This is a genomic window from Tessaracoccus caeni (genome assembly GCF_029211185.1).
Lineage (GTDB): Bacteria > Actinomycetota > Actinomycetes > Propionibacteriales > Propionibacteriaceae > Arachnia > Arachnia caeni.
The window spans coordinates 23,183-41,851 of the sequence record NZ_JARGDO010000018.1 but is presented as its reverse complement, the minus strand read 5'-3'; the positions used below and the strand labels follow the sequence as shown (position 1 = coordinate 41,851).

Here is an 18,669-nt window from a genome sequence, read left to right as displayed (position 1 = left end):
GTGTACGCATGAGGGGTGTCGCACTCGGCTACGAACGGGCCGCGCGCATCGTGATGATGATCTTCGTCGTCAACGTCGCCTTCGTCGTGCACACCTTCCTGGGGGTCGTCATCGCCGGGTTCTTTCCGGCGGTGGCGGCCTCTTACGCGACGTTTCGCACCTGGGCGGTGTCCACGGACAAAACCTGGACGGTGAAGCGGACCTGGGTTACCTTCCATCGTGCCTGGAAGGACGAGTTGGGAGGCGCCAATGCGTTCGGCTGGCCGCAGCTGGCGGTCGGGCTCTTGTTGGTGTGGGACTACTACTTGGCCAACTGGAACGATATGGGCGTGTTCGGGATCGCTGTCTCCGGCGTCCTGCTCCTGGTCAACGTCTTCTACTGGCTGTTCGTGCTCGCGTCCTGGGCGGTGCGCTCGAACTTCAACGAGCGCCCGTGGTGGATCATTCGCACGTCGCTGCAAATGGTGCTTGCCCGACCGTTATGCAGCCTCATGATCGTCGTGCTCCTCGTCCTCACCGTGTGGGCATGGACACAGTGGCCCGGGATCCTGATGACCTTCGGGTTCGCCGTCCCAATCTTTGCTGTGGTGGTCGCCGTGTACTCCTTCGGGCGCCTCCCAGGGATGGATGCCCGAGCCGGGCATGAAGCCACAGTCCACGAGGGCCACCGAAACACCGCACACCCGCCCACGGCGTGAGCTGGCCGAAGCACTCACGTCCGCAGCTACACAACCCTGATCGTCTTCGCGATCACACTTCAACCTCACATGAAAGAGAAAATGAACATGACGAGCCACGACCCCGGCAGCTTCCGTCCCGACGGCTGGTGGCGTTCTGCGGTGGTCTATCAGATCTATCCGCGTTCGTTTCAGGACTCGAATGGTGATGGGATCGGCGACATCCCGGGTATCACCTCGCGCCTGGACTACCTGGCGGAGCTGGGCGTGGATGTGATCTGGCTGTCCCCGGTCTATCGCTCTCCGCAGGTGGACAACGGCTATGACATCTCCGACTATCAGGACATCGACCCGCTGTTCGGCACGCTGGAGGATCTGGATGAGTTGATCGCTAAGGCGCATGGCCATGGGATCAAGTTGGTTATGGATCTGGTGGTCAACCACACCTCGGATCAGCACGACTGGTTCCAGGAGTCCCGTGACCCCGCGTCGATCAAGCGCGACTGGTACATCTGGAAGCCCGCGCGGGCTGGCCTGGAGCCAGGGTCAGCCGGAGCCGAACCGTGGGACCAACCAGCCGCGTTCGCGCCGAAAGCGTGGACGTTCGATCCTGCCAGCGGCGAGTACTACTACGGTATGTTCAGCCCTGCTCAGCCGGACTTGAACTGGGAGAACGAGGACGTGCGCCAGGCCGTCTACGCGATGATGCGCTGGTGGGTGGAACGCGGTGTCGACGGCTTCCGGATGGACGTGATCAACCTGATCTCGAAGCCTTGTGAGATCACTGGAACCGTTTCAGCGTCCGCCGTTCCAGGAGAGTTCGGGCCCCGTCTTCACGAGTTTCTTGCCGAGATGAACCGCGAGGTCGGGCTGGACGACCACAATCTCTTGACCGTTGGCGAAATGCCGGGAGCCACAGTCAACACGGCCCTTCTTACTACCGACCCGAGCAGGCACGAACTGAACATGGTGTTCACCTTTGAGCATGTCAGCCTGGATCAGGGGCCTCGAAGCAAGTGGGATCTGGCGCCATTGGCGTTGCCGGTGCTGAAGAAGAACTTGGCCGACTGGCAGTACGGGCTGGCGGAGGCTGGCTGGAACTCGCTGTACTGGGACAACCACGACCAGCCGCGTGCCGTGTCGCGGTTCGGCGACGATTCGCCGGAGCACCGTGTGAACTCAGCGAAGACTCTGGCCACGGTGCTGCACTTGCACAAGGGCACGCCGTACGTCTACCAGGGTGAGGAGTTCGGCATGACGAACTCGCCGTTCACCCGCATCGAGGACTACCAGGACGTCGAGTCGTTGAACTACCACGCGCTCGCTACGGCTCGTGGGGTCGCCGAGGAAGATGTGCTGGTGTCGCTGGCAGCGAAGAGTCGTGATCATGCCCGCACCCCCGTCCACTGGGACGACAGCGAGCATGCGGGTTTCACCACCGGGCAGCCGTGGTTCGGTGTGAACCCGAACTATTCGGAGATCAACGCGGGAGCCGTCCGTCGCGAACCCGATTCGGTGTTCGCGCACTACCAGAAGCTGATCAAGCTGCGTCACGACGACGAGACCGTCCGGGAGGGGCGCTTCCAGCTTCTGCTTCCGGACCACGACCAGATCTGGGCCTTCACCCGCGCCCTCGGTGGCGACAGCCTTCTTGTGATTGCGAACTGCTCGTCGCTCCCCGCTGAGATTCCCGCCGACCTCCCAGACCTCGCCGGCGCGGACCTTGTCCTCGGCACCCACCCGGACTCAGATTCAGGCATCCTCGCGCCCTGGGAGTCCCGGATCCTCCGCCTCAACTGACCCCTCTCGGCAGAGATCTTTCTATGCGATCAGCCAGGGCCGTATCGGGCCTGGCGTCTGGCATAGAGAGATGTGTGCCGGAAACCCAACCCAAGGAGCAACCTTGTTCTCCATGTCTGACGGCCGTCTGGCCCCGGCGCACCCCGACGCCGTCGTCATCGGCCCCACCTACCGGTTCACCGTGCTCACTTCTCGCCTCATCCGAATGGAGTGGAGTGAGGATGGTCGGTTCGTCGATGAGCGGTCGCAGCTGGTGGTCTCTCGCGACTTTCCCGTGCCCGACTTTGTTGTCACGCGTCTTCCGGGTGGGGGAGTTGAGATCCGTACGGAGCACTTGAGGCTGCGCTATGACGGTGCCGAATTCAGCGAGGGTGGGCTCACCGTGGCGCTGCTCAAAGGCGCGGTCGATGCTCACTATTCGTCCTGGAGGTACGGATTCGCGTACCCACAGAGCAGCTACCAGCGCAACCTGCTGGGCACCGCGCGGACGTTGGACAACGCCGATGGCGAGGTGGAGCTGGAGCCCGGGATCTTGGCAACCTATGGGTTTGCCGTCGTCGATGATTCCGATTCGGCGCTGTTGTCCGAGGATGGCTGGATTGCCCCGCGACCTGCCACGAGCTTGCCGCGCAGGGATCTGTATCTGTTCGCGTATGGCAATGACTTCAACGCTGCGCTCCGCGACTATCACCGGCTCACCGGTCCGGTCCCCGTCGTGCCGCGATACGCGCTCGGAAACTGGTGGAGCCGCTTCTGGCCGTATAGCGAGGAGGAGTACCTGACGCTGATGGACCGCTTCGAGGCGGAGCGCGTCCCGCTGTCGGTCGCAGTCATCGACATGGACTGGCACCACGTCGACATCGACCCGGAGATCGGCACAGGATGGACCGGGTACACCTGGAATCGCGAGCTGTTCCCGGATCCCTCTCGCTTCCTGGGAGCGCTGCACGAGCGCGGTCTGGCAGCCACGCTGAATCTGCACCCAGCCGACGGTGTGCGCCGTCACGAGGAGGCCTACCCGCAGGTCGCCGAGGCTATGGGGATCGACCCTGCCAGCGGCCTTCCTATCGAGTTCGATGTCACCTCTCGCGAGTTCGTCGACGCCTATCTGACCCATCTGCATCATCCGTTGGAGGAGCAGGGCGTGGACTTCTGGTGGATCGACTGGCAGTCGGGCGGCGCCACCAGCGTTCCCGGGCTCGATCCCTTGTGGATGCTCAATCACATCCACTTCCTCGACTCCGGGCGCGATGGCAAGCGCCCGCTGACGTTCTCTCGGTACGCCGGGCTGGGCAGCCATCGCTACCCCGTCGGCTTCTCCGGCGACACGATCACGACCTGGGCTTCCCTGGCCTTCCAGCCGTACTTCACGGCGACCGCCGCGAACGTCGGGTACACTTGGTGGTCGCACGACATCGGTGGCCACATGCTCGGGGTCAAGGACACGGCGCTCACCGTGCGCTGGTTCCAGTTCGGCGTGTTCTCCCCGATCAACCGGCTGCATTCGTCGCCGAACCCGTTCTTCTCGAAGGAGCCGTGGGCGTTGGGCTCGGAGGCGTCGGCCATCATCGCGCCCTTCATGCGGCTGCGCCATCGCCTGATTCCGATGCTGTACACCGCGGCGTGGCAGGCCCATACCGATGCTGTTGCTGTCGCCCGCCCCATGTACCACGACTGGCCGGGTGAACGGATCGCCCAGCAGATGCCCGATCAGTACCTGCTGGGTGAGCACCTGCTCGTCGCACCGATCACGGCCCCGGAGGATCCCGTCACCAAGCTGTCATCGGTGCGGGTCTGGCTGCCCGACGGCGCATGGTTCGACATTTTCACCGGCCAGCGCTATGAGGGCGGCGACGTCGTCCCGATGTTCCGAGGGCTGGGACAGATTCCGGTCCTTGCCAGGTCCGGGTCGGTGCTGCCGCTCGCGGAAGCGACGGCGCCGATCGTCGATTCGCCTGTCAGGCTGACGCTTCGCGTTTACCCGGGCGACGGTGTTTCGCACCTGAGCGAGGATCATGGCGAGGGTGTGCCATCGGAGCCGAATGTGACGCGCTTCGTGCAGCGCCTCACCGTCCGCGATGACGGTCTGGCTGAGCTGCATGTCGTTATCGAGCCGACTACCGGTCCCGAGCCGTTGCGAGAGCGTGAGTTGGTGCTCGAGATCGTCGGTGCGTCTGCCTGCGACGGTGCCGAGAACGCCGTCGTGTGTGACGACGAGCTGCTGTGTCCTGCTTTGAGGATTGATCTCGGGACGATCGACATGACCGTTGGTACTGAGCTGACTCTTACCCTCGCTCCCGCCCCGTCGAATGTGGAGAAGAAGACATTCGTGCTCCTCGATGCCGCGGAAATCGAGTACATGACCAAGCAGATCGCCTGGCACGTTATTCAGCGGCAGGATGGGCTGGCGCTCGCGCGGAGCCTTGCCTCGTTGGACCTTCCGCAGGATCTGCGAGACGCGCTGTTAGAGCGTGCGGCGGCAACACAACCCTGGTAGGAGGCGAATCCAATGACGACTTATCTCGGGATTGATGTCGGCGGCTCCAGCCTCAAGGCTGCTCCCGTTGACCTCCAAACCGGCGAACTGGTGGGGCGGCAGTTGTGAATCGCCTCGAACGTCGTTCTGACATCGCGCATGAATACCGCCAGCCGAGATTGACGCCACTATTCCGAGGGCGGACGACCTCCGATTTGTCGTAGGCACGGCGACTACAGGATGTGTCCTCGTGAGTGGCCCTGCAGATCATTGCGTTGGCTGTGGTGGGCGCGGGTGGCGATCTCGTCCGCGAGGTAGCGGTGGCGAGGTAGGAGCTGACTAGCTGGGTAAGTGGTGGCGAGGAGGTCGATGCACTCTTGAGCAGTAGCGTAGCCGAGGTGGTTGAACAGGGTCACGGCGTCATCGAGGTCGCGCTCGTCGCGGGAGGCGTGCAGCTTCATCGCCAGGAGGTATCCGGGTGACGGGATCTGCACGAGCAAGGATTCGGACTCGAACACGGTGCTCGGATTCTCGTCGGCTCCGGGCAGGAACCCTTTGGCAGCGTCGTTGAGCCAGTCGGGTTCCAGTCCATGCGGACCACTCATGTCCTCCGCGATTTGTCGTACTTCGGGTGCGGGTACGAACAGCGCATCCACATCGCGGGTAAGACGGCCGGCGTCATAGGCCAACGCCATTGCCGCACCGCCGACGACGAATAGTTGCGCCTGCACGCCTGCGGCGGTGAGCCGATCTGACAACTCTTGGAGCAGGACTTGCACCTGTCCTGCGTCGAGCTGCCCGCTCTCAGTCATGCCCTCGCCAGCGAACGAGCGGTGATGAGAATCCCGCGCCGCCGGAATGCCGCTGGGCTTTCCTGGTCGGCATCGGTATGGAAGATCGCAGGAACCGCCGGGTACCACGCTTCTGTGCACCGAGACGGATCGGACGCCCATTCAGGGGCGGGCCAGCCGTCGCGGCTGGCGAGGTAGTCGGCGAGGGCCGCGAATGCGGCATCGAGCTGTGTCGATCCGGTGCGGGGTGGCTCGTCGGTGAACACTCCGGCCGCAAGAACAGGGCCTCCGCGGCGCAGCACGGAGGTGTAGTCGTCCAAGGTCTGGAGGACTCCGAAGCGCCAACACCCATCAAGGGTCTCGCCGTCGGCGAGCAGAGTCCGGCATGCCTCGGCGTTCTGCACCGCTGTGTGACGTACACCGACACGAGAGTTCGGTCGCGTCGCGGGGGTGGCCCGAGCAACATCAAGCAGCGCCGCAATCGAGAGCACTTCACCCTGGAACACCATGACCGTTCCCTCCTTCCTGTGGCTCCATTCTCTCAGACGTTTCCAGCGGGGTCACGAGTCCACAGCCCGGTCCTTACATGCCTCGGGTCCGGCCCGTTGTGGCGCGGGTCGGGTGCGCGCCGTCGCCCACGTAGACGAGGATTCCACCCGCGCTCGCGGAACCGGCCGTTCTTGGGAGAGTCTCTCCAAGAACGGCCGGTTGGCGATTGTTCGTCTCGGTTGCCCGAGGTCAGAGGTTGATGGTGATGTTGCCCATCTGGATGTCGTACTTGAGGCGATCCAGCTCGGTGCGAGTGGCGTCCGAGACTTGAGCGTCGAAGTCGTGGAACGGAGCCAGGTAGGTGCCCTGGTTGGCGAGGGTGCCAACGTAGGCCTCGTTGCTGAAGTCACCCGCCTTCGCGGACTTGATCGCCTCGTACACCGCGACGTCGGCCGCCTTGACCACCGAGGTCGGGATGACCGGGGCGAAGCCCTCCTGGCTGACGGCACCGTCGGTATCGACCCAGATGATCGACAGTGCGCCGTTGCTCTCCTTCGCCAGGTCCAACGCGCCCTGGCCGGAGCCGCCCGCGGCGGCGAGGATGATGTCCGCGCCCTGATCGGCGAGGCCCTGGGCGACGGCTTTCGCGGCCTCCGGATCGGCGAACGGGCGGTCGCTCTGGACGAACTCGCCCGCGCTTCCGTCCCAGCCGATCGCCTTGATGCTGGCGCCGTGCTGCTCGTTGTAGTACTCGACACCCTGCACGAAGCCGGACATGAACGCGGTCACTGCGGGCACCTGGCGGCCGCCGAATGTGGCGACGGTGCCCGACTTGCTCAGCGAGGCCGCGGCATAGCCCGCCATGAACGACGGCTCCTCGGTCTTGAACAGCAGGCTTCTCAGGTTCGCGGGCGGAGCATCGTAGGCGGTGTCGACGATGGCGAACTGGATGTCGGGGCTCTTCTTGGCCGCGGCCTCCGTGGTCTCACCGAACTGCGAACCCACTGTGATGATGATGTCGCACTTCGCGTCCACCATCGACTGGATGTCCTTGGCGTAATCGGCCTCTGCCTTGGACGAGGCCGTCTTGACCTCGATACCGAAGTTCTCCTTGGCCTTCAGGAGCCCCTCGTGGGACACCTGGTTGAAGGCCCGGTCTTCAAACCCGCTGGCGCCTCCCACCATGCAGGCGCTGAACGAATCTACGGGTGTCTCGGCCTGGCAGCCAGTCAGCGCCACGGCGACGGCGACTCCCGCACCGATCAGGATCTTCTTCATGGAACATGCCTCCTGCGACGTACGCCCCAGGCCTCGGCGCCGGAGCTATCAGAACTATACCGGTTAAGTTTCCGAGTGGAATAGCTTTTACGGCGAGATTTTCCGGAAAATTCTCGGACGGGCGTCATGCCCACCGTTGGCTCGCGCTGAGGCCTTACGATTCCTGGCGAGCTGGATCGCTCTGGCCCTCACGTCCGGCGAAGCATAGGCGCCCGTCGGCCTGGTCTGGGATACCCGGCCGGCACGCGGATGGCCGCCTATAGGCCGACCATCTTCATGCCGGCCTCGTTGTAGCGATCGCCGGCCACGCCGAGTCGGTCGACGAGGTGGTTGAGGTCGGCGATGTCGTCGGCGGAGAGCCGCACGGTGGTCGCGCCGGCGTTCTCGTCGATGCGTTCGCGGCGACGGGTGCCGGGGATCGTGACGATAAAGGGTGCTTGGGCGAGCAGCCAGGCCAATGCGATCTGGCCGGGGGTCGCTTCGCGTTGCTCGCCGAGTGCGGTGACGTGATCGAGCAGGGCCTGATTGGCGGCGAGGCTCTCGGCCTGGAAGCGGGGGACGCGAGCGCGGATCTCGTCGGCGCCGAACGTCTGGTTTGCGGAGACGGTGCCGGTGAAGAATCCTTTGCCCAGCGGGCTGAACGGCACGAATCCGATGCCGAGTTCTGCCAGAGTGGGGAGCACTTCGGCTTCTGGGTCTCGGGTCCAGAGCGAGTACTCGGACTGGACGGCGGTGACGGGGAAGACGGCATGCGCGCGGCGGATGGTGCTGGCGCCGGCCTCGGAGAGTCCGAAGTGCCTGACCTTGCCGGCCGCGACGAGTTCGCCGACGGTGCCGGCGACGTCCTCGATGGGAACGTTCGGGTCGACGCGATGCTGATAGAACAGGTCGATGGTCTCCACCCCCAGGCGTTTGAGGGACGCGTCGGCGACGCGGCGGATCTGCTCGGGCCGGGAGTCGGTGCCCTGCATCTTTCCGTCGACGATGTTCCATCCGAACTTCGTCGCGACGATGACCTCGTCGCGGATCGGGGCGATCGCTTCGCCCACCAGTTCCTCGTTTTCGTAGGGACCGTAGACCTCGGCGGTGTCGATGAAGGTGACGCCGTGTTCGACGGCGTAACGCAGCACGCCGATCATGTCGTCCCTGTCTCCGGGGTTGGGGCCGTAGGACATGGACATGCCCATCGCCCCCAGTCCGATGGCTGATACTTCAAGGCCTTGGCCCAGCGTTCTTCTGTGCATGGTGGTCTTTCTCGTCGATCTCTTGGTGGTATTGCCGACGGCTACTCGCCGTAGACGTCTTTGGCTAGGCGGAACGCCGCCCAGGCCTTCGGCCAGCCGGCGTAGAAGGCGGCATGGGTGAGCACTTCTGCCATCTCGTCTTTGGTGACGCCGTTGTCCTTGGCTCGCTGGATGTGGTGTTGGAGGGAACTGTCCAGCACGCCGCTGGCCATCAGCGCAGTGACGGTGACAATGCTGCGCTCACGCAAGGGGAGTTGTTCCTCGCGGCTCCAGACCTGGCCGAAGAGGACGTCGTCGTTGAGTTCGGCAAACTTTGGTGCGAAATCGCCGAGAACATCGCGCCCGGTGGTGACCTTTTCCATGTGTTGCTCCCTATGCCAGGTTGTTGTAGTACTCGTCGGTGACGGGTTCGAGCCATTCGTTGCTGACGCCGTCGCCGGGGGTGATGAAGGCGAGGTGAGAGAACCAGGAGTCGGCTTTGGCACCGTGCCAGTGTTTGGTGCCGGCTGGAATGCGGACGACGCTGCCTGGTTCCAGGCTGATGGGCTCTGACCCTTCGGCTTGGTACCAGCCGCTGCCTGCGGTGCAGAGCAGGATCTGGTCGCCTCCGCCGTCGGTGCCGTGGTGGATGTGCCAGTTGTTGCGGCAGCCCGGCTCGAAGGTGACGTTGTTGACCGGAACGCTCCCACCCGTGAGCGGTGCGAGATAGCTCTGTCCGATGAAGTACTGGCCGAAGGCGGTGTTCTTCTCGCCCTGGGGGAAGATCTGATCGAACTCGTTGTCAGTCATGTCTGTTCTCCTTGTTCTTGTTCGTGTTCACCATGGCTCACCCCGCCAATCTGTGGCGTCAGGCGCCCATCCGGATGAGGGACTTGATGGCCCGGCGTTCGTCCATCGCCCGATAAGCGTCGGGTGCGTGGTCGAGGTCGGTTTCGTAGTCGAACACACGGCCCGGGTTGATGACTCCGGAGAGCACGTCGGGGAGGAGTTCGGGGATGTAGCGACGGGCGGGGGCGACGCCACCGGCGAAGCCGGTGTTGCGGAAGATCATGGTGCTGACGGGCAGGGTGACGTCGTGCGGCACGCCCACGGCGCCGACGGTAGAGCCGACTGCGGCGATGCCGTAGGCGGTGTCCATCGATTGGCCGGTGCCGACGCATTCCATGACGGCGTCGGCGCCGTAGCCGTCGGTGAGTTCGAGCACGTGGTCGATGGCGTCTTGGCCTCGCTCCGCCACGATGTCGGTGGCGCCGAACTCCCTGGCCACCTGCTGGCGGGTGCTGTGGCGAGACAGGGCGATGATGCGTTCGGCGCCGAGCCGACGGGCGGCCAACACGGCGGAGAGCCCCACCGCGCCGTCGCCGACCACCGCGACCGTCAGGCCTGGCTGGACGCGGGCGGAGACAGCGGCATGGTGTCCGGTGCAGGCCACGTCGGACAGGGCGAGCAGAGACTTCATGGTGGCGTCGTCGTAGTCGCCGGCCGGCACTGTGACGAGGGTGGCGTCGGCGTAGGGGACGTGCACCTTTTCGCCTTGGCCGCCGTCGTTGCCATGGTTGCCGAAGGAGCCGGCGTTGACGCAGTGGCAGGGCCATCCGGCTTGGCAGGGGCGGCATTGACCGCAGCACCACAGGAACGGAGCGATAACCAGGTCACCCTCGGCGAGCCCCTGTACCTCGGAGCCGATGTCCTCGACGATGCCGATGAACTCGTGGCCGATGGGGCCGAGAGCGTGGGACGAGACGCCTCGGTAGTACCACATGTCCGAGCCGCAGACGCAGCCCATCAGTACCCGCACCACGGCGTCGGTAGGCAGCTCGATTCGCGGGTCGGGACGCTCGCCAACGGTTATGTCGTAGGCGCCGCCATACAGGGTTGCGCGCATGAACTGACTCCTTCTGCTAGTTCGTCGTTGCGGTGATCGGGGTGGCGGCGAGACTGCCGAGTAGCCGTAGGCGCTCGGCGCTGGCCGTGCCGGGCTCGGCGGTGTAGCCGAACATCAGCCAGTCCGGGTTGCCTGGCAGGTTCATCGCCTCGTAGGTCAGCTCCATGTCGCCGACCTGAGGGTGGTGGAAGCGTTTGACGCCAGTGCGATGGTGGCGCACGTTGTGCGCGGCCCACCGGATGCGGAAGGCCTCGCTGCGGGTGACGAGTTCGCCGATCAGGTCGGTGAGCTGCTTGTCGCGCGGGTTCTGCCCGGCGTATCCACGCATGGTGGCGACGATCGCGTCGGCATTGGCGTCCCAGTCGGGGAAGAACGTGTGTGCGGCGGGGCTCAGGAACATGAACCGGGCGGTGTTGCCCCGTCCCTCCGGGTCGTCGAGCACCGGGGCGTAGAGGGCCCGGCCGAGCGGGTTGGCGGTGACGGGGTTCATTCGTCGGTCGCGCACCCAGATCGCGGCGTCGGTGACGGCGTCCACCAGACGTTGCAGGCTCGGCCGGATGGTCTGATCTGTGCGGGGTCTGCGTTGACGGGCGGGCCATGGGGCGGCGGCACGGGCCAGGTCGTGCAGGTGATCGGTCTCTGCTTCATCCAGGCGCAGGGCCCGGGCCACGCTATCCAGGATTTCGGGGGAGACGCCGCGCAAGTCGCCACGTTCCATTCGTGCGTAGTAGTCGACGCTGATGTCGGCCAGCGTCGCGACCTCTTCCCGTCGCAGGCCGGGAACGCGACGCCGACCGCCGCCGATCATCCCGGCTTGCTCCGGGGTGATCCGGTCGCGCCTGCTACGCAGGAACTCACCGACCTCGTTTCGCTGATCCATGACCTCCACCGTAGGCCGATCCAGTCGATGTTGGGAGGTACTGCTGGTACACGGAAAACCTGTGCGTTCCTGCGCGGCGGCTCGTACGCGAGCATGGGGAGAACCAGTGGGGAGAACCAGAGTGCTGTGAAGGAAGGAGAGCAAGAATGAAGCCAAAGGTAAACGTGCTTATCGGGGCCGGGTCGATCGGGCAGGCGATTGCGCGTCGAGTCAGTGCAGGCAGGCGCATCATTGTGGCCGATCTGCGCGCGGACAATGCGGAGGCCGCTGCGGAGGTGCTCGCGGACGCTGGGTTCGATGTCAGCACGGCGGTGGTCGACGTGTCGTCCCGCGAGTCCGTGCATCACCTCGTCGAGACGGCATGCGGCGTCGGGGACGTCGTCGGCATGATCCACGCCGCTGGAGTGTCGCCGAGCCAGGCGTGCCCCGAGACGATCATGAGGGTAGACCTCTACGGAACGGCGCTCGTGCTTGAGGAGTTCGGCGAGGTGATCGCACCCGGCGGATCCGGCGTTGTCATCGCTTCCCAGTCGGGGCATCGGCTACCTGCTCTCACCCCAGAACAGGACGAGGCCCTAGCGGTCACCCCAGTGGAAGACCTTCTCGACCTACCAATGCTCAGCCGCCATGAAGTCACCGACTCACTTCGTGCCTACCAGCTCTCCAAGCGTGGCAACGTGCTGCGGGTTCGAGCGGAGGCCGTCCGCTGGGGACGACGGCATGCGCGGATCAACGCGATCAGCCCAGGCATCATCATCACCCCGCTCGCCCGCGACGAACTCGCCGGACCACGGGGCGAAGGCTACCGACGCATGATTGACCTCTGCCCGGCCAAGCGCGCAGGTACACCCGACGAGGTCGGAACCGTTGGCGAACTACTGATGTCCGAGCGCGGCGCCTTCATTACCGGCAGCGATATCCTCATGGACGGCGGCGTTACCGCCTCGTACTGGTGTGGGCCGCTTCGTCCTGAGCCGGCGCTGTAGGGTGCACAGTCCGGTCGGGGTGCTGTACTCCTGGTCTGCGCTGCTTTGGGGCCTCCAGGCCGCGTTCCTGGCCCCGGTGCTCGCACTGCTGCTCGTCACGCTGTACGGTGCGACGCCAGCTGACATCGGCTGGGTACTCTCGATCTACAACGCCGCGGGTTTCGTTGCGACGATCCTCATCCCTGCTTGGGCGGATCGTCACCGCAACTACCTGCGCCCGATGCTGATCTGCGCAGCGCTCACCGTCGCTCTGGCCGGAACCTTGGCGCTGGCGACGTCGCTTCCGATGGCGGTCGTCGCTCTTGTTGCGCTCGGGGCCCCGGGGAGCGTGGGCAGCACCCTGCTGTTCGCCGAGCTGCGTCACTCCGGGGTGGGAGTGGCGGTGCTGATGCAGACGCGCGCGATCGTGTCGGTTGCCTGGGTTGCGGGGCCGCCGTTGGCGACGCTGATCATGGGAGTGGCAGGCAATCGGTCGATCCTGCCCGTGCTCGCTGGCCTCGGGGTGCTGAACGTTGTTGGCACGCTGGCCATGGCGTCGGCGCGCCGGCGACCCTTCGACGATGCAGCCCCCGAGACGTCCTTCGAGGCGGGCGGGCTGCGGATCGGGAAGGTGGCACTGGTCGGGATCGTCGTGGCGTTCACGCTGCTCCAGGCGACGAACGCGGCGGTGACATCGATCATGACGCTCTATGTGACCGACGACTTGGGCCTGGCACTGTTGTGGGGCGGGGTCGTGCTCGGTGTGGCGGCGTTTCTGGAGGTGCCGGCGTTCTGGTTGATTGGGCGTCTCAGCGGGCGCTACTCGTCCCGCGCTCTCATGGTGAGCGGGTGCGTTGCGGGCATCGTGTTTTATGTTGGGCTGGTCTTCGCCAGCGGTCCTGTGGTGTTGCTGGCGCTGCAGGTACCGAATGCGTGGTTCTTCGCGATCGTCGCAGGGACGGGGTTGTCGGTGTTTCAGGACAGTATCCCGAAGCCGGGCTTGGCGACTGGGCTGAACATGAATACCCGCAGGATCGGGGCGGTCATCTCTGGCCCGATCATCGCGATCGCGTCCGTCGAGTCCCTCGGCTTTCCCGGCATCTTCGCTGTCTGCGCTGGCCTGACCGTCGTCGCGCTGGTTATCCTCCTGATCGCCCAGCCGCGATCAGCTGCCCACTAGGTGTGTAGCTCTCGACCAGGCTTGGATGAGGGTCTCGTTCCGAAGCTCCTACCTGGCTGGTCGAGGACTTCCGAAGCCGTGGGCCAGGTAGTCGTCGACGCGTTCGGAGACATCGATCCGGCCCTCCTTGTCGACGCCGCCACCGAAGAACTTCGGTGGACGGTCCATGAGCTGCATCAGGCGGGCGAATGAAAGGTCGCTCTCAGCGTTGTCGAGAGCAAGCTTGGTTCGCGCACCGACCTTGTTCCGCAGGAGTCCCGTGTCGGGGTCGAGGTAGGGGTCGACGAACTCAGCTGAGGCCATAGCGCGCGCGTGCGCGAGCAACCAGCTCGTCGGAATCGATGTGGCCGGCGACGTACTCCTGCGCGTCAGCTCGGCCCGCGGGCGTTACGCTCAGGCCCTCCATTTCGCCGCTGTGAATCGCCTCAGCGACGCGTCGTTCGCGCTCTGCCTCGGTGGTCGGGGTGACAGTCGAAGTGCTCATGCCAGCCTCCTCTCATTCCGGCGTGCCTGGGACCAAAGTCTACCCGGACTCTCGAAGAAAATGGCCTTGCAGCGGCCGCGCCAGCCATACGGAGTGACCAGCGGTGACCTGAGCCGCAGTTGCTCTGCGAGCTGTCCAGCACGGCGCTGGCGATCAGCGCGGTGATGGTGACGATGCCAGGTTGTTGTACTCCTCGTCGGTGACGGGCTCAAGCCACTCGTTGCTGACGCCGTCGCCGGGGGTGATGAAGGCGAGGTGAGAGAACCAGGAGTCGGCTTTGGCGCCGTGCCAGTGTGTGGTGCCGGCTGGGATGTGGATGACGCTGCCCGGGTTCAGGCTGATGGGCTCTGATCTTTCGGCTTGGTACCAGCCGCTGCCTGCGGTGCAGAGCAGGATTTGGTCGCCTCCGCCGTCGGTGCCGTGGTGGATGTGCCAGTTGTTGCGGCAGCCTGGTTCGAAGGTGACGTTGTTGACCGGCACGCTGCCGCCCGTGAGCGGTGCGAGATAGCTCTGCCCGATGAAGTACAGGTCGATCGGTCAGGCCGCGTTGCGGAAACGCTTGAGTGCACCTTGCCGGGTCATACCGAGAACTTCGCCGATAGCCTGCCAGGTCTGGCCCTGCTCTCGGGCCTGAGCCACGGCCGCATCGAGGGCAATCTCGGCGGCTCGCAAGCTGAGGCTGGCTGCGGCGATCGCCGCGAGTTCGGGGCCTACCGTATAGATGGGATCTGGGCCTTGGCCGTCGTTGCTGTTCTCGATTTCATCGAGGAGTTCTGCGTCAGTCCTGCTGGTCATAGTGTCACCTCCGCCGTGGTAACACTAGTTACCGTCGCGCTGTTTGTCAACGATTGTTACCTTGTTGCTCTGGTTCGGCGAGGCGGTTCCTGCGAAGGGAGACGACGCCGAAGGCGAAGACCCCGATCAAAGGAAGGGCCGGCCAGATCCAGTTGACCCCGTTCGGGCCGACCATGCCTGCATCCGCCATCACGGCCAAGCCGGCGCAGACCAGCACGGCGGCGGTGACGGGTTTCCAGGCGGGCGGAGCGGGGCGGTGGTCCGGGCGGGGCGTCTCGAGGCGGCCGAACACCAAGACGAGCACACCGGTGACGAGAAGCAGCGCGAGCCACCACAGCGGTCGGGTCGCCCACCAGATGCCGGAGAGCGGCGTCGGCAACAAGTCACGCGCGCCCAGTGCGAGAAGGAGGTGTGAAACGCCGACGAGCGCGGTGAGATGCCAGAGGAACCAGGTCATGATCCGCAGGTTCACGACCACCGTCGCCAACCACACTCGCGGCCGGCGAAGCAACGCGGTGAGTGAGCCCTCGAGAAGCAGGACGAATCCGGCCTGCATCATGCCGAGGAAGGCCATGGTCACGCGGGTGGGGCTGGAGTTGCTGATGGCGTCGCCGCCGGCGGTGATCATGGAGACCGGATACGGGCCCAGTCCGACGAGCAGTCCGAGCCCCACGGCGCCGCAGAGGAGCAGGACGAGTCGTCGTCGCACTCCGCTCAGGTGGCCGTCCAGCCACGCGAAACCCACCTGGTGGAAGCTCGCCCACACCAGCAGATAGTTCGGGTAGCCGGCCAGCGGGGCGTCGAGGGTGATGCTGACAGCGTCCACCACGCCGGCCAGCGCGATGCCTGCGGCCACCGACCACCATCCCCATCGCTCCCACAGCACCAAACAGGCCGGCGCGAACGCGATCACCAAGAGGTAGGCGGCGAGGAACCACGTGGGGACCAGCGCCATCTTCGACGCGAGCTCCATCGTCGCGGTGGAGGCACCGGCCGCGAGCGCGACGACGCTGATCGCAAGCCAGGCGAGCAGCAAAGGCACCAGGGGGATACACAGCCGACGCAGCCGCGCGCGAAGCCAATCGCCGTAGCCGAGGTTCTTGCGGCGAGCGGATCGCCAGGACAACGCGTTCGAGTAGCCGCCCACGAGGAAGAAGATGGGCATCACCTGGAAGATCCAGGTGAGCGGATGCGTCCAGCGCGCCTCGTTCAGCACGCCGTGCGCCTGAATGCCGCCGTCCGAGTCGACGGCGACGAGGGTCCAGTGGCCGAGCACGACCACCGTGATGGCGGCCGCCCTGAGGAAGTCGACGACACGGTTGCGGGACTCGGGCGTCTCGGCGTCCAGCTTCTCCGCCCGGCTCATGCGCTGCGTCGTCACCGATGTGCCCCCTCTCCCGGCGCTCGAAACGGGCCGGACTGTGAGGAAACCCTATCGTCGGGCTGGGCTCACCGGGGGCGTCGTTCTCATAGGTAGCGGCCGCTGCGATGCTCCAGGGCTGGGACGCCGTCGGCCACCTCGATCCAGTCGAGTCGAACGCGTACCAGCAGGCCCCAGCCGGAATGCTCGGGATCCTTGGTGATCAGGCTGACGCCCGCCCATGCGGCGGCGCCGGCGAGCTTTGGCCCGTGCTCGGTGTCCGACCACGTACCGGTGCGGAACGGGCCTCCGGGCGACGGGGTGAGGCGGGCGAAGGCGTCGGACACCGGGCCCTGTCCGGGACCAAGCACGTTCACGGTGGCGAGACCGGTCTGCTGGAAGAGATCCCACCAGTCGCAGTCCTCGTCGATGAGGGCGACGAGTTCGGCGGGTTCGCCGTTGGCCACCAGCATCGACGAGATGGTCCAGCCGTCGCGGTGCGTCCCCGAACCGCTGGCCCAGACGCTCACCGGCGACGGCAGGAGACTGCGGAGGCGCCGCGCGGGCTCGCGCTGCCCGGGCGGCGGGAGGAAGGGGTGTTCGTGGTGGATGGTCATGACTCAAGTCTGCCCCTTGGGCCTGTTGCGAAAGTGGAAAATTGCCATCACTTCCGCAACAGGTCCTAGCTAGCAGTGCTCTGACGATGAGAAACTCACACTCACGCGTCATATCGAGGGTAGAACCGGTCTCTAGCTGGTTGAGTGTGAGTTTCTCATCGCGACGGTAGGCTCAGGAGGCGTGAAGAGAGGGGCCATCGGCATGGCAAACAACTCGGGAGCGAGTAGGCGCGCAGCCCTGCGTCAGCAGCAGGAGATGGAGGAGCGCAAGAAGCGCACCACGCGCATCATCGGCTTCGGCCTCGGTGCGGTGGCGCTGGCCGTCGTGGTGGTGCTCATTGTCGTCATCGTGCAGACGCTCGGCAAGAAGGCGGAGGTGGTGGCGGGGGAGCAACAGACGCCCCCGAACGCCACGGCGGAAGGCGGCATCAACCTGGTCAGCCAGGGTGAGCAGCCTGCCGAAGACGCGCCGCACCTGTTGATCTACGAGGACTTCCAGTGCCCGGCCTGCGCCTACTACACGCAGACCTATGGCCCGATCGTGGATCAGCTCGTCGATGAGGGCAAGATCACCGTCGAGTACTCGATGGCCACCTTCCTTGACGGTGGCCTGGGCAACGATTCCTCCGCCCGTGCGGCCATGGCGGGCAATGCTGCGGACGCGGTGGGCAAGTTCCGCGAGTTCCACAACGCGGTTTACGCCAACCAGCCGCAGGAGGGCGTCGGCTACACCGACCAGCAGCTTCGCGTCGACTTCCCGGCCCTGGCCGGCATCGAGGGCGACGATCTCACGACCTTCCAGAACCTCTACGACACCTTGGCCTTCGCCGACTTCGTCAAGAAGTCGGGCGACCGGTGGTATGACAACAAGATCGGCAGCACGCCCACCTACATGGTGAACGGCAAGAAGCTGGTCTTCTACGACGAGGAGAAGAAGGAAGTGCTCATCGAGCCGACCGCCGATGATCTGCTGAACGCGATCGAAGAGGCCAACGGCTGAGCCTGTTCCGGCAGCTCCCGCGGCTGTCGCAGGTCAGCTCAACCCATGGTCTCGGGCCAAGAGCGCGAGCTGGACGCGGTCAGCGGCACCGACCTTGACCAGCACGTTCGATAGCTGATTGCGGACGGTCTTGTCCGTGATGGACAGACGACGGGCGATCTGCGCGTTCGCGGCACCGGATGCCACCAGGCGCACGAGCTGCAGCTCGCGTGGCGTCAGCCGGTCGAAGGGACGGGGCACGTCGCCCACGGGTTCCGCGATCACCTGACGGGCGTCGGGCAGATGAGGGCCGACGACCAAGCCGCCGTCGCGCACGGTGCGGATGGCGCCGAGCAGGATGTCAGGGTCGGTCTCCTTCACGAGGAAGCCGGAACCCCCGGCGGCGAGGGCCGCGCGGGCGAGGTCGGCGTCGGCGGTCATGGTCAGCACCAGGACGGAGACCTCAGGCCGAAGCGCCCGGAGTCGTCGTGTCAGATCGATGCCGTCGCCATCGGGCAGGCCGACGTCCACGACGGCGATGCTCACGGGATGCGCCGCCGCGAGTTCCTCGGCACGGGCGAGTGAGTCGGCTTCGAGCACGCGGTCGACCCAGGGCTCCGCGAGGAGGAGAGCGGTGAGGCCACGACGGACGACGGGGTGGTCGTCCACCACCAGAACCAGCGCCTTCGCTTCGCCGCCCACGCGTCCGCTCCTCCTTGAAGACGACCTAAAGAACCCATTGTGCTGCCTCCGAACCGGGAATGCTGAC

General features: G+C 65.3%; 21 protein-coding genes. 6 read left to right on the top strand and 15 right to left on the bottom strand.

Translation table 11 applies throughout. The annotated features are described in order from the left end of the window. Positions 1-8: 8 nt before the first annotated feature. The 3 genes from P0D62_RS14885 (at position 9) to P0D62_RS14875 (ending at position 4,974) form a co-directional block, all read left to right on the top strand. Positions 9-698: a YesL family protein gene (locus P0D62_RS14885; protein ID WP_275703341.1), complete on the top strand. Its 690-nt coding sequence runs from the start codon at positions 9-11 to the stop codon at positions 696-698. A gap of 87 nt (positions 699-785) precedes the next feature. Next, on the top strand, positions 786-2,477 hold the full coding sequence (locus P0D62_RS14880; RefSeq protein WP_275703340.1) for a glycoside hydrolase family 13 protein: 1,692 nt from the start codon (positions 786-788) through the stop codon (positions 2,475-2,477). Between the two features lie 112 nt (positions 2,478-2,589). Then, the gene (locus P0D62_RS14875; RefSeq protein ID WP_275703339.1) at positions 2,590-4,974 is read left to right on the top strand and encodes a glycoside hydrolase family 31 protein; all 2,385 of its coding nucleotides are present in this window, start codon (positions 2,590-2,592) and stop codon (positions 4,972-4,974) included. A gap of 212 nt (positions 4,975-5,186) precedes the next feature. Here the strand turns inward: P0D62_RS14875 and P0D62_RS14870 are convergent, their stop codons facing one another. The 8 genes from P0D62_RS14870 to P0D62_RS14835 form a co-directional block, all read right to left on the bottom strand. Next, positions 5,187-5,765, bottom strand: coding sequence for a DUF6036 family nucleotidyltransferase (locus tag P0D62_RS14870; RefSeq protein WP_275703338.1), 579 nt, complete (start codon positions 5,763-5,765; stop codon positions 5,187-5,189). Further along, on the bottom strand, positions 5,762-6,253 hold the full coding sequence (locus P0D62_RS14865) for a hypothetical protein (RefSeq protein WP_275703337.1): 492 nt from the start codon (positions 6,251-6,253) through the stop codon (positions 5,762-5,764). Before P0D62_RS14865 ends, P0D62_RS14870 begins: the two co-directional genes overlap by 4 nt. Before the next feature lie 229 nt (positions 6,254-6,482). Next, complete coding sequence (locus P0D62_RS14860) at positions 6,483-7,511, bottom strand: BMP family lipoprotein (RefSeq protein WP_275703336.1); 1,029 nt, start codon at positions 7,509-7,511, stop codon at positions 6,483-6,485. Positions 7,512-7,768: 257 nt separating this feature from the next. After that, positions 7,769-8,755: an aldo/keto reductase gene (locus P0D62_RS14855; protein WP_275703335.1), complete on the bottom strand. Its 987-nt coding sequence runs from the start codon at positions 8,753-8,755 to the stop codon at positions 7,769-7,771. Between the two features lie 41 nt (positions 8,756-8,796). Continuing rightward, complete coding sequence (locus P0D62_RS14850; protein WP_275703334.1) at positions 8,797-9,117, bottom strand: carboxymuconolactone decarboxylase family protein; 321 nt, start codon at positions 9,115-9,117, stop codon at positions 8,797-8,799. Positions 9,118-9,127: 10 nt separating this feature from the next. Then, positions 9,128-9,544, bottom strand: a complete 417-nt coding sequence (locus P0D62_RS14845) for a cupin domain-containing protein (RefSeq protein WP_275703333.1) — start codon at positions 9,542-9,544, stop codon at positions 9,128-9,130. Between the two features lie 58 nt (positions 9,545-9,602). After that, on the bottom strand, positions 9,603-10,640 hold the full coding sequence (locus P0D62_RS14840) for a zinc-dependent alcohol dehydrogenase family protein (protein WP_275703332.1): 1,038 nt from the start codon (positions 10,638-10,640) through the stop codon (positions 9,603-9,605). 16 nt (positions 10,641-10,656) lie between these two features. Continuing rightward, entirely contained in the window at positions 10,657-11,520 is an 864-nt protein-coding gene (locus P0D62_RS14835) for a helix-turn-helix transcriptional regulator (protein WP_275703331.1), read from the bottom strand. Positions 11,521-11,666: 146 nt separating this feature from the next. Between P0D62_RS14835 and P0D62_RS14830 the strand changes: the two genes are divergently transcribed. Beyond that, positions 11,667-12,506 carry an SDR family oxidoreductase gene (locus tag P0D62_RS14830; RefSeq protein ID WP_275703330.1) on the top strand — a complete coding sequence of 280 codons (840 nt, stop codon included), beginning with the start codon at positions 11,667-11,669 and terminating at the stop codon, positions 12,504-12,506. Further along, positions 12,475-13,665: an MFS transporter gene (locus P0D62_RS14825; protein WP_319947013.1), complete on the top strand. Its 1,191-nt coding sequence runs from the start codon at positions 12,475-12,477 to the stop codon at positions 13,663-13,665. Before P0D62_RS14830 ends, P0D62_RS14825 begins: the two co-directional genes overlap by 32 nt. A 48-nt stretch (positions 13,666-13,713) precedes the next feature. Here the strand turns inward: P0D62_RS14825 and P0D62_RS14820 are convergent, their stop codons facing one another. The 6 genes from P0D62_RS14820 to P0D62_RS14795 all read right to left on the bottom strand — a co-directional run bounded on the left by P0D62_RS14820 (position 13,714) and on the right by P0D62_RS14795 (position 16,921). Then, complete coding sequence (locus P0D62_RS14820; RefSeq protein WP_275703329.1) at positions 13,714-13,968, bottom strand: hypothetical protein; 255 nt, start codon at positions 13,966-13,968, stop codon at positions 13,714-13,716. Then, positions 13,955-14,149 (bottom strand): antitoxin VbhA family protein, encoded by a 195-nt coding sequence (locus P0D62_RS14815; RefSeq protein ID WP_275703328.1) that lies wholly within the window; start codon positions 14,147-14,149, stop codon positions 13,955-13,957. The genes P0D62_RS14820 and P0D62_RS14815 overlap by 14 nt, the downstream gene beginning before the upstream one ends. Before the next feature lie 153 nt (positions 14,150-14,302). Then, positions 14,303-14,629: a cupin domain-containing protein gene (locus tag P0D62_RS14810; RefSeq protein ID WP_275703327.1), complete on the bottom strand. Its 327-nt coding sequence runs from the start codon at positions 14,627-14,629 to the stop codon at positions 14,303-14,305. Positions 14,630-14,686: 57 nt separating this feature from the next. After that, complete coding sequence (locus P0D62_RS14805; RefSeq protein ID WP_275703326.1) at positions 14,687-14,944, bottom strand: hypothetical protein; 258 nt, start codon at positions 14,942-14,944, stop codon at positions 14,687-14,689. A 46-nt stretch (positions 14,945-14,990) separates the two neighbouring features. Continuing rightward, positions 14,991-16,325, bottom strand: a complete 1,335-nt coding sequence (locus tag P0D62_RS14800; protein WP_275703325.1) for an acyltransferase family protein — start codon at positions 16,323-16,325, stop codon at positions 14,991-14,993. Positions 16,326-16,411: 86 nt separating this feature from the next. Then, complete coding sequence (locus P0D62_RS14795) at positions 16,412-16,921, bottom strand: flavin reductase (RefSeq protein WP_275703324.1); 510 nt, start codon at positions 16,919-16,921, stop codon at positions 16,412-16,414. 202 nt (positions 16,922-17,123) lie between these two features. On the opposite strand from P0D62_RS14795, the gene P0D62_RS14790 reads away from it, so the two are divergent. Then, entirely contained in the window at positions 17,124-17,921 is a 798-nt protein-coding gene (locus P0D62_RS14790) for a DsbA family protein (protein WP_275703323.1), read from the top strand. Between the two features lie 33 nt (positions 17,922-17,954). On the opposite strand, the gene P0D62_RS14785 is transcribed toward P0D62_RS14790, so the two are convergent. Then, positions 17,955-18,602, bottom strand: a complete 648-nt coding sequence (locus P0D62_RS14785; RefSeq protein ID WP_275703322.1) for a response regulator — start codon at positions 18,600-18,602, stop codon at positions 17,955-17,957. Between the last annotated feature and the right edge of the window lie 67 nt (positions 18,603-18,669).